This window comes from Streptomyces yatensis, from assembly GCF_018069625.1.
Lineage (GTDB): Bacteria > Actinomycetota > Actinomycetes > Streptomycetales > Streptomycetaceae > Streptomyces > Streptomyces yatensis.
This window is the reverse complement of the sequence record NZ_CP072941.1, coordinates 9,322,423-9,340,048: the sequence shown is the minus strand read 5'-3', so window position 1 is coordinate 9,340,048 and position 17,626 is coordinate 9,322,423. Positions and strand designations below refer to the sequence as shown.

The window sequence follows — 17,626 nt, the reverse complement described above, 5'->3', positions numbered from 1 at the left end:
GAGAGCCGCGAGACATAGTCGGAGGACATCAGTCCGGCGAACACCCCGGTCCGGCTGCCCTTCAGGGAGCCGGTCGGAATACCCGCCCGCTCCAGAGCCTCCCATGATGCCTCCAGCAGCAGCCGCTGCTGCGGATCCATCGCCAGCGCCTCACGCGGCGAGATCCCGAAGAGGCCGGGGTCGAAGTGGCCGGCGTCCGGCAGGAAGGCGCCCTCTCGGGCGTACGACCGACCGGCGCGATCAGGGTCCGGGTCGTACAGGCCGTCCAGATCCCAGCCACGGTCGGTGGGGAAACCGGAGACCGCGTCCACCGCCGACTCCGTCAGCCGCCACAGATCTTCCGGCGAGCTGACTCCACCCGGAAAACGGCAGCTCATGCCGACGATCGCGATCGGCTCGCGGCTCTTGGCCTCGACATCCGCCAGGCGCTGGCGCGTCTGACGCAGATCGGCGGTGAGCTTCTTGAGGTACTCGAGTACCTTTTCGTCGTTCGACATCCCCGTGCCAGTCCCCTCGATCCCCGGTCGGACGTTCTCGCTGCTCATGACCCATCGAGTTCCTGGTCGATGATTCCGAACATGTCGTCGAGCGAGGCCGATTCCAGGTCTCCCTCGACGTTGCTCGACCGCGCCGGACGGTGCAGGTCAGCCCACATCGAAACGATGGTCTCCATCCGCGAGGACAACTGCTCGCGCATGGTGTCGTCCTCCGCCATCACCGAAATCATGGCGGCGACCTTGTCCAGCTCCCTGAGCCGGGCCGCGACCGGGTCGGCGGTCTCCGGCGCGACCTCGGCGAGCACATGCTCCGCCAGCGCCGCCGGGGTCGGATAGTCGAAGATCGCGGTCGCGGCCAGCCTGATTCCGGTGGTGGCGCCCAGCCGGTTGCGCAGTTCCACCGCGGTCAGCGAGTCGAAGCCGATCTCCTGGAAGGTCCGCGCCGGATCGATCGCCGACGCGTCCGGGTGCCGCAGCACCGCGGCCACCTGCCCGCGTATCAGCGCCAGTACGGTCTGGCTCCGTTCCGCGTCCGCCATCTCGGCCAGGCTGTTCCGCAGCGCCACCCCACCGTCACCGGCGTCGGCGGCCCGGCGCGGCGGGGTCGGTGCCAGCGCGCTCAGCACGGGCGGCACCGTACCGGTGGCCACCACCGCCCGCAGGTGCAGCGGAGTGGCCACGAGGGTGGCTTCGCCACTCCGGCACGCGGCGTCGAACAGCTCAAGACCACGCTGATCGGACAAGGGAACTGCGCCCGTGCGGGCCATCCGGGCCACGTCCTCCTCCGACAGGTGGGCGGTCAGGCCACTGCGCTGCTGCCACAGGCCCCACGCCACCGACACCGCCGCGAGTCCCTGGGCCCGCCGGTGGGTGGCCAGCGCATCGAGGAAGGCATTGGCCGCGGCGTAATTGCCCTGCCCGGGGCTGCCCAGCACTCCAGTGGCGGAGGAGAACAGTACGAACGCGTCCAGGTTCAGTCGGCGTGTCAGCTCGTGCAGATGCCATGCGGCGTTCGCCTTCGGCCGCAGGACGGTCTCCATGCGTTCGGTGGTCATGGAGCCGATGACACCGTCGTCCAGCACCCCGGCGGTGTGAACGACGGCACGCAACGCCGGAATGGTGGCAAGCAACGCGGTCAGCTGGGCGCGATCGGCCACATCACAGGCGGCGATGCGGATGCGGGCACCGAGCGCCTCCAGTCCGGCGGCCAGGTCCGCGGCGCCGGCCGCGGTGGCACCGCCACGGCTGGCCAACACCAGGTCAGTCGCGCCATGGGCGGTCACCAGGTGGCGTGCGACCAGACCACCGAGGGTCCCCGTCCCGCCGGTGACCAGTACGGTGCCGGTGTCCCAGGCGGGGGCCTTCCCGTCCGGTACAGGTGCCTTGACCAGCCTGGGCACCAGTACCGTCCCGGTCCGGATGGCCGCTTCGGGTTCTCCCGTCGCGAGCACCGCGGGCAGAACCCCGAGGTCCGAATCGTCGTGGTCGATCACGACGAGCCGGTCGGGGTTCTCCTGCTGTGCGGTGCGCAGGAGACCCCGTACGGACGCTGCCGCCAGATCCTCCACGTCGTCTCCGGTGGAAGTGGCCACCGCGCGGCGGGTGAGCACCATCAGGCGGGTATCGGTGAATCGCGCGTCCACCAGCCAGTCCCGCACCACTCCCAGTACTCGGCGCAGGGCGGACGAGACCGCTTCCGGGGCCGGACCGTCGTCCGTCTCCGGCAGACACGGCAGGACCAGCACATCCGGCACCTGGCCGACGGAGGCGAGGTCCCGATGGCGCTGTGGCGGCACACCGGCCGTGGTCAGCGCGGCGGTCAGCCGCGGCTCGTCGTGGCCGCCCAGCAGTGCCCAGGACAGAGGCTGCGAGCCGACGGTCCCCGTGGGGAGGGGGAGCTCCTTCCAGTCCAGCCGGAACAGCGCATCGCTCCGGCCGCCACCGGCCACTTCGAGCAGCCGGCTCTCCGCCACCGGACGCATCGCCAGCGTGTCGATGGACAGCACGGGAGCCCCGGTGGCATCCGCCATCCGAATGGCCACCGTATCCGGACCCGCCGGGCTGATCGCCACCCGGACGGTGGTCGCACCCACCGCGTGCAGGGCCACCCCGCTCCAGGAAAAGGGGAGATGGGCCTGACCCGGCTCGCTCACGAAAGCGCCCAGGCCGATGCCCTGCAGGGCCGCGTCCAGCAACGCGGGATGCACTCCGCACCGGGCGGCGTCGCCCGCCAGCTGCTCGGGCAACGCGACGTCCAGGAAGACCTCGCTGTCATGGATCCACGCCGCCCGCAGCCCCTGGAAGGCAGGGCCGTACTGATACCCCCGCTCGGCCATCGCCGCGTACAGCTCGGTGACGTCGATCGGCCGGGCATCGGCCGGTGGCCAGGCCGACAGGTTCGCGGGCGGATCGCCATGCTCGCCCGTGCGCAGGGTGCCGCCGGCGTGGCGTATCCAGTCGCCCTCGCGGCGGGAGAACACCGTGAGGGGGCGGTTCCCGAGGTGGTCCGGGCCGCCGACCGACACCTGGAGCTGCACGGTCTCCTGGTCGGGCACGACGAGCGGCTCGTGCAGCGTCAGCTCTTCGAGTGTGTCGCAGCCGAACCGCGCCCCCGCCTGCAGCGCGAGCTCCACGAACGCGGTGCCCGGAAGAAGGACCATGCCGAGGACGGCGTGGTCGGCCAGCCAGGGCTGCCCGGCCAGCGACAGCGCGCCGGTCAGCACACAGCCGTCCGCGTCCGGGAGCGGCACCGCCGCGCCCAGCAGTGGATGGTCAACGGCTCCCAGGCCCAGTCCGGATGCGTCACCGATGCGTGTGGACGGCGTCAGCCAGAACCGCTCACGCTGGAAGGCATAGGTGGGCAAGCCGACGTGTCGAGCGCCGGTGCCGGCGAAGACCGTCCGCCAGTTGACCTCGGCGCCGTGGACGGACACTTCTGCCAGCGACGTCAGGAACCGATTCACGCCTCCCTCGTCGCGGCGGAGGGAACCGGTGGCCACGATGGGGGTGCCCGTCGCATCGGCGGTGTCCTGGACTCCGATGGTCAGCACCGGGTGCGGACTGGCCTCTACGAACACCGTGTGGCCCTGCTGCATAAGGGTTTCGACCGTGCCCTGGAACTCGACAGTCTCGCGTAGGTTTCGATACCAGTACCCGGCGTCCAGCTCCGCGGTGTCCATCAGCCGCCCGGTCACGGTCGAATAGAACGGCACCTGCCCACCGCGCGGCTCCACACCCGCCAGAGCCTCCGCCAACTCCCCCCGGATCTCCTCCACCTGCGATGAATGCGAGGCGTAATCCACTGGTATCCGCTTGGCTTCCGGGAACTCCGCGAGCACCGCGTCCAGCACCTCGACCGCACCGGACACCACCGTCGACGCCGGACCGTTCACCGCCGCCACCGACAAACCGGTGCGGTCCCGCAGCCGATCGGCGGACACCGGGACGGACGCCATCCCGCCCCGGCCCGACAGAGCCAGCAGCGCCTTGCTGCGCAAGGCCACCACCCGCGCCCCGTGCTCCAGCGACAGACCGCCCGCCACACACGCCGCCGCGATCTCGCCTTGTGAGTGACCCACCACCGCCGATGGCACCACACCGTACGAACGCCACAACTCCGCCAGGGACACCATCACTGCCCACAACACCGGCTGCACCACATCCACCCGACCCAGCGCCGCCTCATCGCCCACCACATCGAGGAGCGACCACTCAGCGAACGGAGCCAGCGCATCGGCACATTCACGCATTCGCCCCGCGAACACCGGCGAGGAGTCCATCAACTCCAGCGCCATCCCGGCCCACTGCGACCCCTGACCCGGGAAGACGAACACCACCTCGCGACCGGGCTGGGCAGCGCCGCCGATTTCGATGGCGTCCAGCCCGCGCAGCAGTTCCGCGCGGTCCGTGCCCACGACGACCGCCCGGTGCGACAGGGCCGCGCGGGTCGCGACCAGGGACCATCCCACATCCAGGGGGTCGAGCTCAGGGTTCTGCCGCACGAAGGATGCCAACCGCTCGGCCTGCGCCCGTAGCCCGGCCGCCCCAGCACCCGACAGCACCCATGGCACCGCGGGCAGCCCCGCCCGGTCGGGGGCCGGCTCACCGCTCTCGTCCAGCTCCGGTGCCTGTTCGAGGATCACATGGGCGTTGGTGCCGCTCACTCCGAACGCGGACACCCCGGCGCGGCGTGGGCGGTCCTGGTGGTCGGGCCACGTGGTCTGCTCGGTCAGCAGCTCCATGGCCCCGGCGTTCCAGTCGACGTGCGGGGAGGGTGCATCGATGTGCAGGGTTCGTGGCAGCACGCCGTTGCGCAGGGCCAGAACCATCTTGATGAGTCCGGCCGCGCCCGCGGCCGCCTGGGTGTGTCCGATGTTGGACTTCACCGAGCCCAGCAGCAGCGGCCGTTCCGGATCCCGGTCCTGACCGTAGGTGGCCAACAGGGCCTGCGCCTCGATCGGATCGCCCAGCGTCGTCCCCGTGCCGTGTGCCTCGACCGCGTCCACATCCGCCGCCGACAGACGGGCATTCGCCAGCGCCTGCCGGATCACCCGCTGCTGCGACGGACCATTCGGCGCCGTCAGCCCATTCGAGGCACCATCCTGGTTGACGGCGGAACCACGCACCACCGCCAGCACGCGGTGGCCGTTCCGCTCCGCGTCGGACAGCCGTTCCAGGACGAGCACCCCGGCGCCTTCGGCGAACCCGGTGCCGTCGGCGGCGGCGGCGAATGCCTTGCACCGCCCGTCCGGTGCGAGTCCGCGCTGGCGGGAGAACTCGACCAGCAGGTCCGGTGTCGTCATCACGGCCACGCCACCCGCCAGCGCCAGTGTGCTTTCGCCACGACGCAGCGACTCGCAGGCCCAGTGCACGCTGACCAGCGAGGAGGAGCACGCGGTGTCCACGGTGACGGCGGGGCCCTCGAGGCCGAGGGTGTAGGCCACGCGGCCGGAGATCACGGAGGTGGAGTTCCCGGTGAGCAGGTACCCCTCGGAGCCGTCCGGAGTGGCGGCCTGGCCCGCGCCGTACGTCGTCGATGCGGCACCCGCGAACACCCCGGTGCGGGTGCCCTTCAGGGCGAGGGGATCGATACCGGCGCGCTCGAAGGCTTCCCAGCACGCCTCGAGCCACAGACGTTGCTGAGGATCGGCGGCCAGCGCCTCCCGGGGGGAGATGGTGAAGAATCCCGCGTCGAAGTCCGCCGCGTTCTCGAGGAAGCCGCCGGTCCTGGCGTAGGTCGTGCCGGGCCGGCTCCGGTCCTGATCGTAGAGCGCGTCAAGGTCCCAGCCGCGGTCGGTCGGCAGTTCCGATATCGCGTCCGCGCCGCTCTCCAGCAGCCGCCACAGCGCCTCCGGGGAGTCCACACCGCCCGGGAGCCGACAGCTCATGCCGACGATGGCGATCGGCTCGTCGGCCGGGTGCGCAACCACGGGTGCCGGTACGGCCACCGCCCCATCTGTGGAGCCGGACAGCACGGCGTCGAGATGGCGGGCGAGCGCGGCCGGAGTGGGATGGTCGAAGATCAAGGTGGCCTGCAGCCGTCGTCCGGTTGCCGTGCGCAGCCTGTTGCGCAGTTCGACGGCGGAGAGCGAGTCGAAGCCGAGTTCCTTGAACGGCCGCTGCGGGGTCACCGATTCCGGACCGCCGTGGCCGAGCACGGCCGCCGCCTGTCGGCGGACCAAGTCGAGCAGAGCGTCGAGACGTTCGTCCTCCGCCAGCCCCGCGAGACCGTCGTAGCCACCGTTGTCCACCGCGTCGGCCGGGCCCGGAAGGGCGCGGGCGAGCGGAGCGCGTACGAGGCCGCGCAGCAGGGCGGGCACCGGCTCGGTCGCTGATGAGGATGGTTCGTACCGCATCGGCACCAGCAGGGTGTCGCCGGTCGCCAGGGCGGCGTCGAAGAGGGCCAACCCCTCATCGGTGGACAGCGGGCGGACGCCGGACCGGGCGAGCCGGTCGGTGGTCAGGTGTTCGGTCAGCCCGCTGCGCTGCTCCCAGAAGCCCCAGGCCAGCGAGGTCGCGGGCAGTCCCTGTGCCCGGCGGTGTGCGGCCAGCGCGTCCAGGAAGGTGTTGGCCGCCGCGTAATTGCCCTGCCCCGGGCCGCCGAGCACCCCGGCCGCCGAGGAGAACAACACGAACTCGGCCAGGTCCCGGTCCCGGGTCAGTTCGTGCAGATGCCATGCGGCGTCCGCCTTGGGGCGCAGCACCGTCCGCAGCCGCTCGGGGGTGAGCGACCCGATCACGGCGTCGTCGAGGACACCGGCGGTGTGCACCACGCCCCGCAGATTCGGTAGCGAGTCGACCAACGCGGCGGTGGCGTCCCGGTCCGCCACATCGCATGCGGCCACCCGCACGCGCGCCCCGGCGGCCTCCAGCTCGGCGACCAGCTCCGCCACGTCCGGAGCGGTGTTGCCGCGGCGGCCGGCCAGCACCAGCTCCGTCACTCCGTGCTCGCGCACCAGGTGGCGAGCCACCAGGCCGCCCAGCGTCCCGGTGCCGCCGGTGATGAGTACGGTGCCGCCGGAGAGCGGTCGGGGAATGGTGAGGGCCAGCTTGCCGATGTGCCGCGCCTGGGAGAGCCGGCGGAAGGCGTCATCCGCCTGACGTACGTCCTGGATCCGCAGCGGCAGCGGGGTGAACACGCCCTGCTGGAACAGGGAGAGCAGCTCGGTGAGCAGTCGGTGGATCCGGTCGGGGCCGGCGTCGAGCAGTTCAAAGGCCCGGTACGCCACGCCGTGGCGCGCCAGCACCTCCTCGGCGTCCCGGAGGTCGGTCCTGCCCATCTCGATCAGCCGCCCGCCGGGGCGCAGCAGTCCGAGTGAGCAGTCGAGGAGTTCGCCGGTCAGCGAGTTGAGTACGACATCCACCCCGTCCGGCGCGCCCGAGCGGAAGTGTTCCGCGAACTCCGTCGAGCGGGAGGACGCGATCCGCTGCGGGGCGACACCGCATGCGCGCACCGCATCCCATTTGGCCGGGCTCGCGGTGGCGAAGACCTCGGCGCCCAGCCAGTGGGCCACCTGCACTGCCGCCATCCCGACGCCACCTGCTGCCGCGTGCACCAGCACCGACTCGCCGCTGCGCACATCGGCCAGGTCGACCAACGCGTACATCGCGGTGAGGAAGGCGATCGGGGTGGCGGCGGCCCGCGGGAAGGACCAGCCGGCCGGGATCGGGGCCACCAGCCGGTGATCGGTGATCGCCACCGGCCCGAAGGCCCCGGAGAACAGGCCCATCACCCGGTCTCCGGGGGCCATTCCGGCCACTCCGGAGCCGATCTCCAGCACGGTTCCGGCGCCTTCGCTGCCCAGTAGGCCAGCCTGGTCCGGGTACATCCCCAAGGCCAGGAGGACATCACGGAAGTTGACCCCGGCGGCGTGCATGGCCACCCGGACCTCGCCCGCGGCCAGTGGCCTGGACACCTCCGCGCAGGGCGCGAGGACCAGATGCTCCAAAGTGCCCTCGCCGTCGGCCTCCAGCCGCCAGGTGTCCGTTTCCGCTGGGATCGGCAACGCCGGCGAGGTGGCCCGTACCAGCCTGGGTACCAGCGCCTTTCCGGCCCGGATGGCCACCTGTGGTTCGTCGGTGGTGAGCAATGCCGGGAGCGCGGACCCTGCGGACGGATCGTCGGCCGCCGTGTCCACGAGCACGAAGCGGCCGGGGTTCTCGGTCTGCGCGGTGCGTATGAGGCCCCACACCGCGGCGGCGGCGAGGCTCTCCGGATTTTCACCGGCCATGGTCGCGACCGCGCCCCGCGTCACCATAACAAGGCGGGTGTCCGCGAACCGGTCGTCCGCCAGCCACGCCTGCGCGACTTCGAGGACGCGGCTATTGAGCGCGTACACGCCTTCCGGGCCTTCCTCAGCGGCGGAAGCCCTGAACACCACCGCCCCGGCCTGGGGCTGGACCGCCGCCAGCTCGGCCAGTTGCGCCGCGGACTCGATGACGGGGAAGTCATCCTCATCCGGGCCGTCGGGCGAGCCGGGCAGGGCGAGCTCCGTCCAGTCCACCCGGAACAGCGCATCGCTGTGGCCATCGCCCAGCCCGCGCTCGGACACCGGGCGCAGGACCAGAGAGTCCGCCGAAAGCACCGGTGCCCCCGTGCCGTCCATGGCCAGGAGCGAGATGGCGTTCGGCCCTGCCGGTGTCAGCGCGACCCGCAAGGTGGTGGCACCGACGGCGTGCAGGGTGACACCGGTCCAGGCGAACGGAAGGTGCGGCCGGCCCGGTTCGGTCACGAACGCGCCCAGTCCGGCGCCGTGCAGGGCGGCATCCAGCAGGGCGGGATGGACACCGAAGCGGCCCGCGTCGCTCGCGGCCGTCTCGTCCAAGGCCACCTCGGCGAACACCTCGTCACCGCGCCGCCATGCCGTGTGCAGCCCCTGGAAGACGGGCCCGTACGCGTAACCGCGGGTGCTCATCTCGGCGTAGACATCGGTGAGATCGACCCGTGTGGCGCCCTCCGGCGGCCACACCGTCCGGTCCACGGTGGCCGTGTCGCCACCGGGGCTGACGCTGCCGGTGGCGTGCCGTATCCAGGCCCGGTCCCCGCCCGGCCTGGAGTACACCGTGACCGACCGGCGACCGTTCTCGTCCGGCCCGCCGACCGCCGCCTGGATCTGTACGTCTCGTACGTCTCCGTGCTCGGGCAGCACGAGCGGCGCCTGCAGGGTCAGCTCGTCGAGCGTGCGGCAGTCCACGTGCAACCCGGCTTGTACGGCCAGTTCCACGAATGCGGTGCCCGGCAGCAACACCTTGCCCAGCACGGCGTGATCGCCCAGCCAGGGGTGGGTGGCGGTGGAGAGCGAACCGGTCAGCACACAGCCGCCGGATTCGGGCAGGGGCACCACCGCGCTCACCAAGGGGTGATCGAGACCGACAAGGCCCGCGCCCCCGACATCGGTCGCGCCGCGCACCGGATCCAGCCAGAACCACTCATGCTGGAACGCATAGGTCGGGAGATCGACCCTCCGCGCCCCGGCCTCGGCGAACAGCGGCTGCCAGTCCACCGGCACACCCTCGATGAACAGCCGGCCGACGGTGCTGAGGAAGCGGGCGGGGCCGCCGTCGTCGCGGCGCAGCGATCCGGTGGTGATGATGGGGGTGTCGGTGGCGTCGGCGGTGTCCTGGATACCGATGGTCAGCACCGGATGCGGACTGGCCTCGACGAACACCGTGTGCCCGAGCTCCAGCAGCCCCTCAATCGTGGACCGGAATTCCACGGTCTCGCGCAGATTCCGGTACCAGTACCCCGCATCCAGCTCCGCGGTGTCCATCAGCCGCCCGGTCACCGCCGAATAGAACGGCACCTGCCCACCGCACGGCGCGACGCCCGCCAGAGCCTCCGCCAGCTCTTCCCGGATCTCCTCCACCTGCGATGAATGCGAGGCGTAATCCACCGGAATCCGCTTGGCCTCAGGGAACTCCACCAGCACCGCATCCAGCACCTCAACCGACCCCGACACCACCGTCGACGCCGGACCGTTCACCGCCGCCACCGACAAACCGGTACGGTCCCGCACCTGATCGGCGGGCACCGGGACGGACACCATTCCGCCCTGGCCCGACAAGGCGAGCAGGGCCTTGCTGCGCAGCACCACCACCCGCGCGCCATCCGACAGCGACAGACCACCCGCCACACACGCCGCCGCGATCTCGCCCTGCGAATGACCCACCACCGCCGACGGCACCACACCAAACGAACGCCACAACTCGGCCAGGGACACCATCACCGCCCACAACACCGGCTGCACCACATCGACCCGCCCCAGCGCCACCTCATCGCCCAGCACGTCCGACAGCGACCACTCCACCAGCGGAGCCAACGCATCCGCACACTCGTCCATCCGCCGCGCGAACACCGGCGAGGACTCCATCAACTCCAGCGCCATCCCGACCCACTGCGACCCCTGCCCCGGGAAGACGAACACCACTCCGGAGTGCGTTCGGGCCTCGCCGATCGGGGCGCTGCCACTGGCCACGGCCGCCAGCTCACGGAGGAGGCCATCGCGGTCGGCGCCGACGACCACGGCACGGTGTGGCAGGGCGGCACGGGTCGACGCCAGCGACCAGCCGACATCCACCGGACTCAGCTCCGGCCGGTCGCCGACAAAGGCCATGAGACGCTCGGCTTGTGCGCGGACACCGGACTCGCTCGCGCCCGACACCACCCACGGCACGACCCTTGATCCGTCGCGTTCCGGCGAGAGTTCGGGCTCGGCGACCGGTTCGGGGCCTTGCTCCAAAATCACATGGGCGTTGGTGCCGCTCACGCCGAAGGCCGACACTCCGGCGCGGCGGGGCCGTGTGGTCTCGGGCCACGGCGTCTGCTCGCCCAGGAGCCGCACCGCGCCGGTGGACCAGTCCACATGGGGAGTCGGCTCATCGATGTGGAGGCTCTGCGGCAGCACACCGTGGCACATCGCCATCACCATCTTGATCACACCGGCCACACCCGCCGCCGCCTGCGTATGACCAATGTTCGACTTGATCGACCCCAGAAGAACCGGCCGCTCCGGATCCCGATCCTGACCGTAGGTGGCCAACAGCGCCTGCGCCTCGATCGGATCACCCAGTGTCGTCCCCGTACCGTGCGCCTCCACCGCGTCCACATCCACCGTGGACAAACGGGCGTTCGCCAGCGCCTGCCGGATCACCCGCTGCTGTGATGGACCGTTTGGCGCCGTCAGCCCATTCGACGCACCGTCCTGGTTCACCGCCGAACCCCGCACCACCGCCAGGATGGGGTGCCCGTTGCGCTCAGCATCGGACAGCCGCTCGACCACCAGCATTCCGGCACCCTCGCCCCAACCGGTGCCGTCCGCCGCCGCCGCGAACGCCTTGCAGCGTCCATCGGCCGCCAGTGCGCGCTGGCGGGAGAATTCCACGAAGATGCCGGCGGTCGTCATGACGCTCGCGCCACCCGCCAGGGCCAGCGAGCACTCGCCGGACCGCAGGGCCCGTACCGCCAGGTGCAGGGCCACCAGCGACGATGAACACGCCGTGTCCACGGTCAGCGCGGGGCCTTCGAGACCGAGGACGTAGGAGACCCGGCCGGACATGACCGATGCCGAGTTGCCCGTGCCCACCCGGCCCTCGAAGTCGCCCGTCTCGTCCGCCTTCAGCAGGGCCGCGTAGTCCTGGCCGTTCGTCCCCGTGAACACGCCGGTCTCACTGCCCCGCAGCGTCGTGGGGTCGATGCCGGCCCGCTCCAGCGCCTCCCACGACACCTCGAGCAGCAGCCGCTGTTGCGGGTCCATCGCCACCGCTTCACGCGGGGAGATTCCGAAGAATTCGGCGTCGAACTCTCCGGCTCCGGTCATGAACGCGGCCGCTCGGGTGGCGGAGGTGCCCCGGTGGTCGGGGTCCGGATGGAAGAGGTTCGCGGTGTCCCAGCCCCGGTTCTCGGGGAACGGGCCGATGGCGTCGGCGCCGTCGGCGAGCAGCCGCCACAGATCCTCGGGAGACATCACGTCCCCCGGGAAGCGGCAGCTCATCCCCACGATCGCGATGGGCTCGTCGTCCACCGCGCCGATCGCCTGGACCGGGAGGGCCGGGGCCGAGCGGTCCTGGCCACCGTGCAGCAGTTCGCCGCGGAGGTACTCCGCCATCGCCAGTGGGGTGGGCTGGTCGTACGTCAGCGTGGCCGGCAGCCGGAGGCCGGTGGCCCGGTTGAGCCGGTTGCGCAGTTCGACCGCGGTGACCGAGTCGAAGCCGCTCTCCTGGAAGGCCCGGCCGGGGTCGATGGCATCCGGGCCGGTGTGCCCGAGTACGACCGCGACATGGCGCCGGACCAGGTCCAGCACCGCGCGCTCCCGGTCGGCGTCGGCCATCCCGGCGATCCGCTGCGCGAATTCCGAGCGCTCGTGGCCCGGCTCGGCGCTCTCCTGACCGACTCCGGCCTGGATCAGCGCCCGCACCTCGGGGAGTTCGGACAGCAGCGGGCTGGGGCGGGTCGCGGTGAACGCGACGTAGTGCCGGTCCCAGTCGATCTCGGCGACCGTGACGACGGTGTCGTCCTGCTCGACGGCGCGTGCCATGGCCGCGACCGCCATCTCGGGTGCCATCTCCGGTACGCCGTGGCGGCGGGCCACCTCGCCCACCCCGCCCTCGCCCATGCCGTCGCCGGCCCACAGACCCCAGGCGATGGAGGTGGCGACCAGGCCCTCGGCCCGGCGCTGCTCGGCCAGCGTGTCCACGAAGACGTGGCCGGGTGCGTAGTTGCCCTGTCCGGGTGCGCCCAGGGTGCCCGACAGCGAGGAGAAGAGGACGAAGGCGGACAGGTCCATGTCGCGGGTCAGCTCGTGCAGATGCACCGCACCGTCGGTCTTGACGCGCAGCACTCGTTGGAGTTGCTCAGTGGTGAGCGAGTTCAGGGTGCCGTCATCGAGCACCGCCGCGGTGTGCACCACCGCGGTCAGCGGTCCGACCTCGGCCAGCAACGCGGCCAGGGCGTCCCGGTCCCCGACGTCACACGCCGCCACCGTCACCCGGGCGCCGAGCGCCTCCAGCTCTCCGGCCAGCCGCTCGGCGCCCGGCGCGGCCATGCCGCGGCGGCTGGTCAGCACCACGTGTTCGGCGCCCCGGTCGGCCAGCCACCGGGCGACATGGCCGCCCAAGGCTCCGGTGCCGCCGGTGACCAGTACGGTGCCGCGAGGTTGCCAGGACCCGCCGCGCTCGCGGGCCGGCGCATGCGCCAGCCTCCGGCCGAAGAGCCCACTCGGGCGGATCGCCACCTGATCCTCGCCCGAGGTGCCGGCCAGCACACCGGCCAGGTGGTCCTGGGTACGCGGGTCCACGCCCTCCGGCAGATCGATCAGACCGCCCCAGCGCAGCGGCTGTTCCAGGGCGATCACCTTGCCGAGGCCCCAGGCCAGGGCCTGCTTCCGGCGGACGGCCGGGTCGCCTTCGCCACCGCCTTCGCCACCGGTTGTGGCACCGCTACGGGCATCGTAATTGGCACCGCTTTGGGCACCGCTTTGGGCACCGCCACCGACGCCGTCGCCGTAGCCGAGCGAGATGCCACGTTGGGTGAGGCACCACATCGGCGCTTCCAGACCGGCGTCTCCGAGCGCCTGCGAAAGCAACAGCGTCATCGCGTATCCCTGGGGGACCGAGGGATACGCGGGGTGCGGGCTTTCGTCCAACGCGGTCAGCGACACCACACCGCTGATCCGGGGGGTGTCGGCCAGGACGGCGCCCAGCCGGTCGGCCAGCGTGGCACGGTCCAGTTCGGACTCGCCGAGAACGACCATGAGGGGCTCGGCACCGTGACGGGTGAGCGCACCGGTCACCCCGGCGACCCACTCGTGCTCGGCCTCCGCATGGGAGACCACGACCAGCCAGGCGCCGGCCGGCGACGTGGCGGGTGCGGTGAGCGGCTTCCAGCGGACCTTGTACCGCCATGAGTCGATGGTGGAGACATCACGGCGTTCGCGCCGCCACTGGGACAGGGCGGGCACCACCTCGTGCAGCGACTGCCCGTCGATGCGCAGCGCTCCGGCGAGCGACTCGAGGTCCTCACGCTCTACGGTGTCCCAGAAGTCGGTGTCGACCGTGCCGGTGGAGGTCTCGGACGGCGTGGCGTCCAGCCAGTAGCGCTCCCGCTGGAAGGCGTACGTCGGCAGGTCCACCCGGCGGGCGCCGGGGAACAGCGGCAGCCAGTTCACCTCGACACCATGTGCGTACGCCTCGGCCAGCGCGCTGAGGAAGCGGACGAGGCCACCGTCGTCCCGGCGCAGTGAGGCCAGGACGAGTCCGCCGTCCGCGCCCGCGTCGTCGAGCGTTTCGCGCAGGCCTGTGGTCAGGACCGGGTGGGGGCTGATTTCGATGAAGGTGTGGTGGCCGCCCTCCAGCGCCGCGCGGGTGACCTGCTCGAGCTGCACGGTCTCGCGCAGGTTGCGATACCAGTAGTCCGCGTCCAGTTGCGCGGTGTCGATGGGCCGTCCGGTCACCGTGGAGTGGAAGGGGGTCGTGCCGGTGCGCGGCTCGATGGACGCGAGGACCTTCAGCAGTTCCTCGCGGATCCCTTCGATCTGGGGCGAGTGGGAGGCGTAGTCCACGGGAATCCGCTTGGCCTCGGGGAACTCCGCCAGCACCGCGTCCAGCACCTCGACCGCACCGGACACCACCGTCGTCGCGGGGCCGTTCACCGCCGCGATCGACAGCCCGGGGCGGTCCCGCAGCCGGTCGGCGGGCACCGGGACGGACACCATTCCGCCCTGGCCCGACAAGGCGAGCAGGGCCTTGCTGCGCAGCACCACCACTCGGGCGCCATCTGCCAAGGTCAGACCACCCGCCACACACGCCGCCGCGATCTCGCCCTGCGAATGACCCACCACCGCCGAGGGCACCACACCGTACGAACGCCACAACTCCGCCAGGGACACCATCACCGCCCACAGCACCGGCTGGACCACATCGACACGAGCCAGCGCCGCTTCATCACCCAGCACATCGAACAGCGACCACTCCACCAACGGAGCCAACGCATCCGCGCACTCGCCCATCCGTCGCGCGAACACCGGCGAGGACTCCATCAGCTCCAGCGCCATCCCGGACCACTGCGCCCCCTGACCCGGGAAGACGAACACCACCGAGCGTCCCGGCTCGGCCGCGTCCGCCGCCTCCACCACGCCCGGTGCCGGTGCGCCCTGTACCAGGGCCGTCAGCCCGGCCAGCAGTGCGGTGTGATCGCCGCCGAGCACCACCGCGCGATGTTCCAGCATCGCGCGGCTGGTGAACAGCGAGAAACCGATGTCCGCCACGCTCTCGTCAGGGTGGCTCATCACGTGTGCGCGCAGTCGTTCCGCCTGTGCGCGAATGGCGCGCCGGTCCCGGCCCGAGATGATCCACGGGACCGCCGCGCCTGGTTCGGCATCGTCGGGCGCCTCCGCGTGCGTCGGCGTCGGCGCCTGCTCGATAATCAGGTGTGCGTTCGTTCCGCTGATGCCGAACGACGACACTCCGGCGCGCCGGGGCCGCCCGGCCTCCGGCCACGCCGTCTGCTCGCCCAGCAGCCGCACCGCGCCGGTGGACCAGTCGACATGGGGAGTCGGCTCATCGATGTGGAGGCTCTGCGGCAGCACACCGTGGCGCAGCGCCATCACCATCTTGATCACACCGGCCACACCCGCCGCCGCCTGCGTATGACCGATATTCGACTTGATCGAGCCCAGCAGCAGCGGCCGCTCCGGATCCCGGTCCCGACCGTAGGTGGCCAGCAGGGCCTGCGCCTCGATCGGATCACCCAGCGTCGTCCCCGTGCCGTGCGCCTCCACCGCATCGACGTCCTGGGCGGCGAGTCCGGCGCTGGCCAGCGCCTGGCGGATCACCCGCTGCTGCGATGGACCATTCGGCGCCGTCAACCCATTCGACGCACCATCCTGATTCACCGCCGAACCCCGCACCACCGCCAGGATGGGGTGCCCGTTGCGCTCAGCATCAGACAGCCGCTCCACCAGCAGCATGCCGATGCCTTCTGCGAAGCCGGTGCCGTCCGCCGCTCCCGCGAACGCCTTGCAGGTGCCGTCCGGTGCGAGCCCGCGCTGACGGGAGAATTCCACGAAGACGGTGGGGGTGGACATCACCGTGACGCCACCGGCCAGCGCGAGTGAGCACTCACCGAGGCGCAGCGCCTGTATCGCGAGGTGCAGTGCCACCAGCGACGACGAACAGGCCGTGTCCACGGTGACCGCCGGGCCCTCGAGTCCGAAGGTGTAGGCCACGCGGCCCGAGGCGACGCCGGCCGCCGCGCCCGTGCCCAGATATCCCTCGACGCCGTCCGGGGTGGTCGACAGGCGGGTGAGGTAGTCGTGGTGCATCACGCCGGTGAACACACCGATGCGCTCGCCCTTGACGGAGGTGGCGGGGATACCCGCGCGCTCGAACACCTCCCACGATGTCTCCAGGAGCAGCCGCTGCTGCGGGTCCATGGCCGCGGCCTCGCGCGGCGAGATGCCGAAGAACCCGGCGTCGAACTCGGCCGCGTCGTAGACGAATCCACCGCTGCGGGCATACGACGTACCGGGGCGATCCGGGTCCGGATCGTACAGGCCGTCCAGGTCCCAGCCGCGGTCGGTCGGCAGGACCGATATCGCGTCGCCGCCGGAGCGCACCAGGTCCCACAGCGCTTCCGGTGAGGTGATCCCGCCGGGGTAGCGGCAGCTCATTCCGACGATCACGATCGGATCGTCGGCGACGAGGGCGCCCCCGGCCGGTGTGGCGACGGCGCCGCTGTCCGCGCCGACGACTTCGGCCAGCAGATGCTCGGCGAGCGCACGCGGTGTCGGATAGTCGAACACGGCGGTGGCGGGCAGCCGTACGCCGGTGGCCGCGCTGATCCGGTTGCGCAGTTCCACCGCGGTCAGCGAGTCGAAGCCGATCTCCTGGAAGGTCCGCGCGGTGTCGACCGATTCCGTGGACGCGTGGCGCAGCACCGCCGCGATGTGATTGCGCACGAGGTCGAGTACGGCCTGATCCCACTCGGCGCGGTCCACGGCGGCCAGTCGGTGTCCGAGCGCGGAGGCCGAGTCAGGGGCGTCGACCGCCTGGGCAGCGCGCCGGATTCGGGGGCGGACCAGGTCGCGCAGGACGGCGGGCAGGTTGTCGACACCCGCCCATGCCTGGAGATTCAGCGGTGCGGCCAGCACCATCGCCTCATCGGCGGCGAGCGCCGCGTCGAACAGATCGAGTGCCTGAGAGGTGGGCATCGGCACCGCGTGGGAACGCGCCAAATCGTCGCCCGACAGGTGCTCGGTCTGCTCGCTGCGTTCTTCCCAGAACCCCCACGCGATGGACACCCCCGGCAACCCCTGCGCCCGCCGATGCGCAGCCAACGCATCCAGAAACCCATTCGCCGCCGCATAACTCCCCTGACCCGCATTCCCCAACACACCCGCCGCCGACGAGAACAACACAAACGCCGACAGATCCAACCCACACGTCGCCTCATGCAAATACCAAGCCCCCAACGCCTTCGGCCCCAACACCCCAACCAACCGCCCACCATCCAAAGAACCAACCACCCCGTCATCCACCACACCCGCCGCATGCACCACCACCCCCAACCCCTCAATCGACCCCACCAACCCCGCCACCGCACCCCGATCCGCCACATCACACGCCACCACCCGCAC

The 17,626-nt window shown here is 71.3% G+C and carries 2 protein-coding genes (1 of these 2 cut by a window edge); both read right to left on the bottom strand.

Features of this window, described 5'->3' with window-relative positions:
* A protein-coding gene (locus tag J8403_RS44890; RefSeq protein ID WP_246586200.1) for a type I polyketide synthase crosses the window boundary here: on the bottom strand, positions 1-545 show its start. 5,689 nt of this gene lie to the left of the window's left edge; 545 of the gene's 6,234 nt are visible here — the first part of the coding sequence; its start codon is at positions 543-545; its stop codon lies beyond the left edge, outside the window.
* Positions 542-17,626, bottom strand: a complete 17,085-nt coding sequence (locus tag J8403_RS44110) for an SDR family NAD(P)-dependent oxidoreductase (RefSeq protein WP_425519918.1) — start codon at positions 17,624-17,626, stop codon at positions 542-544. Before J8403_RS44110 ends, J8403_RS44890 begins: the two co-directional genes overlap by 4 nt.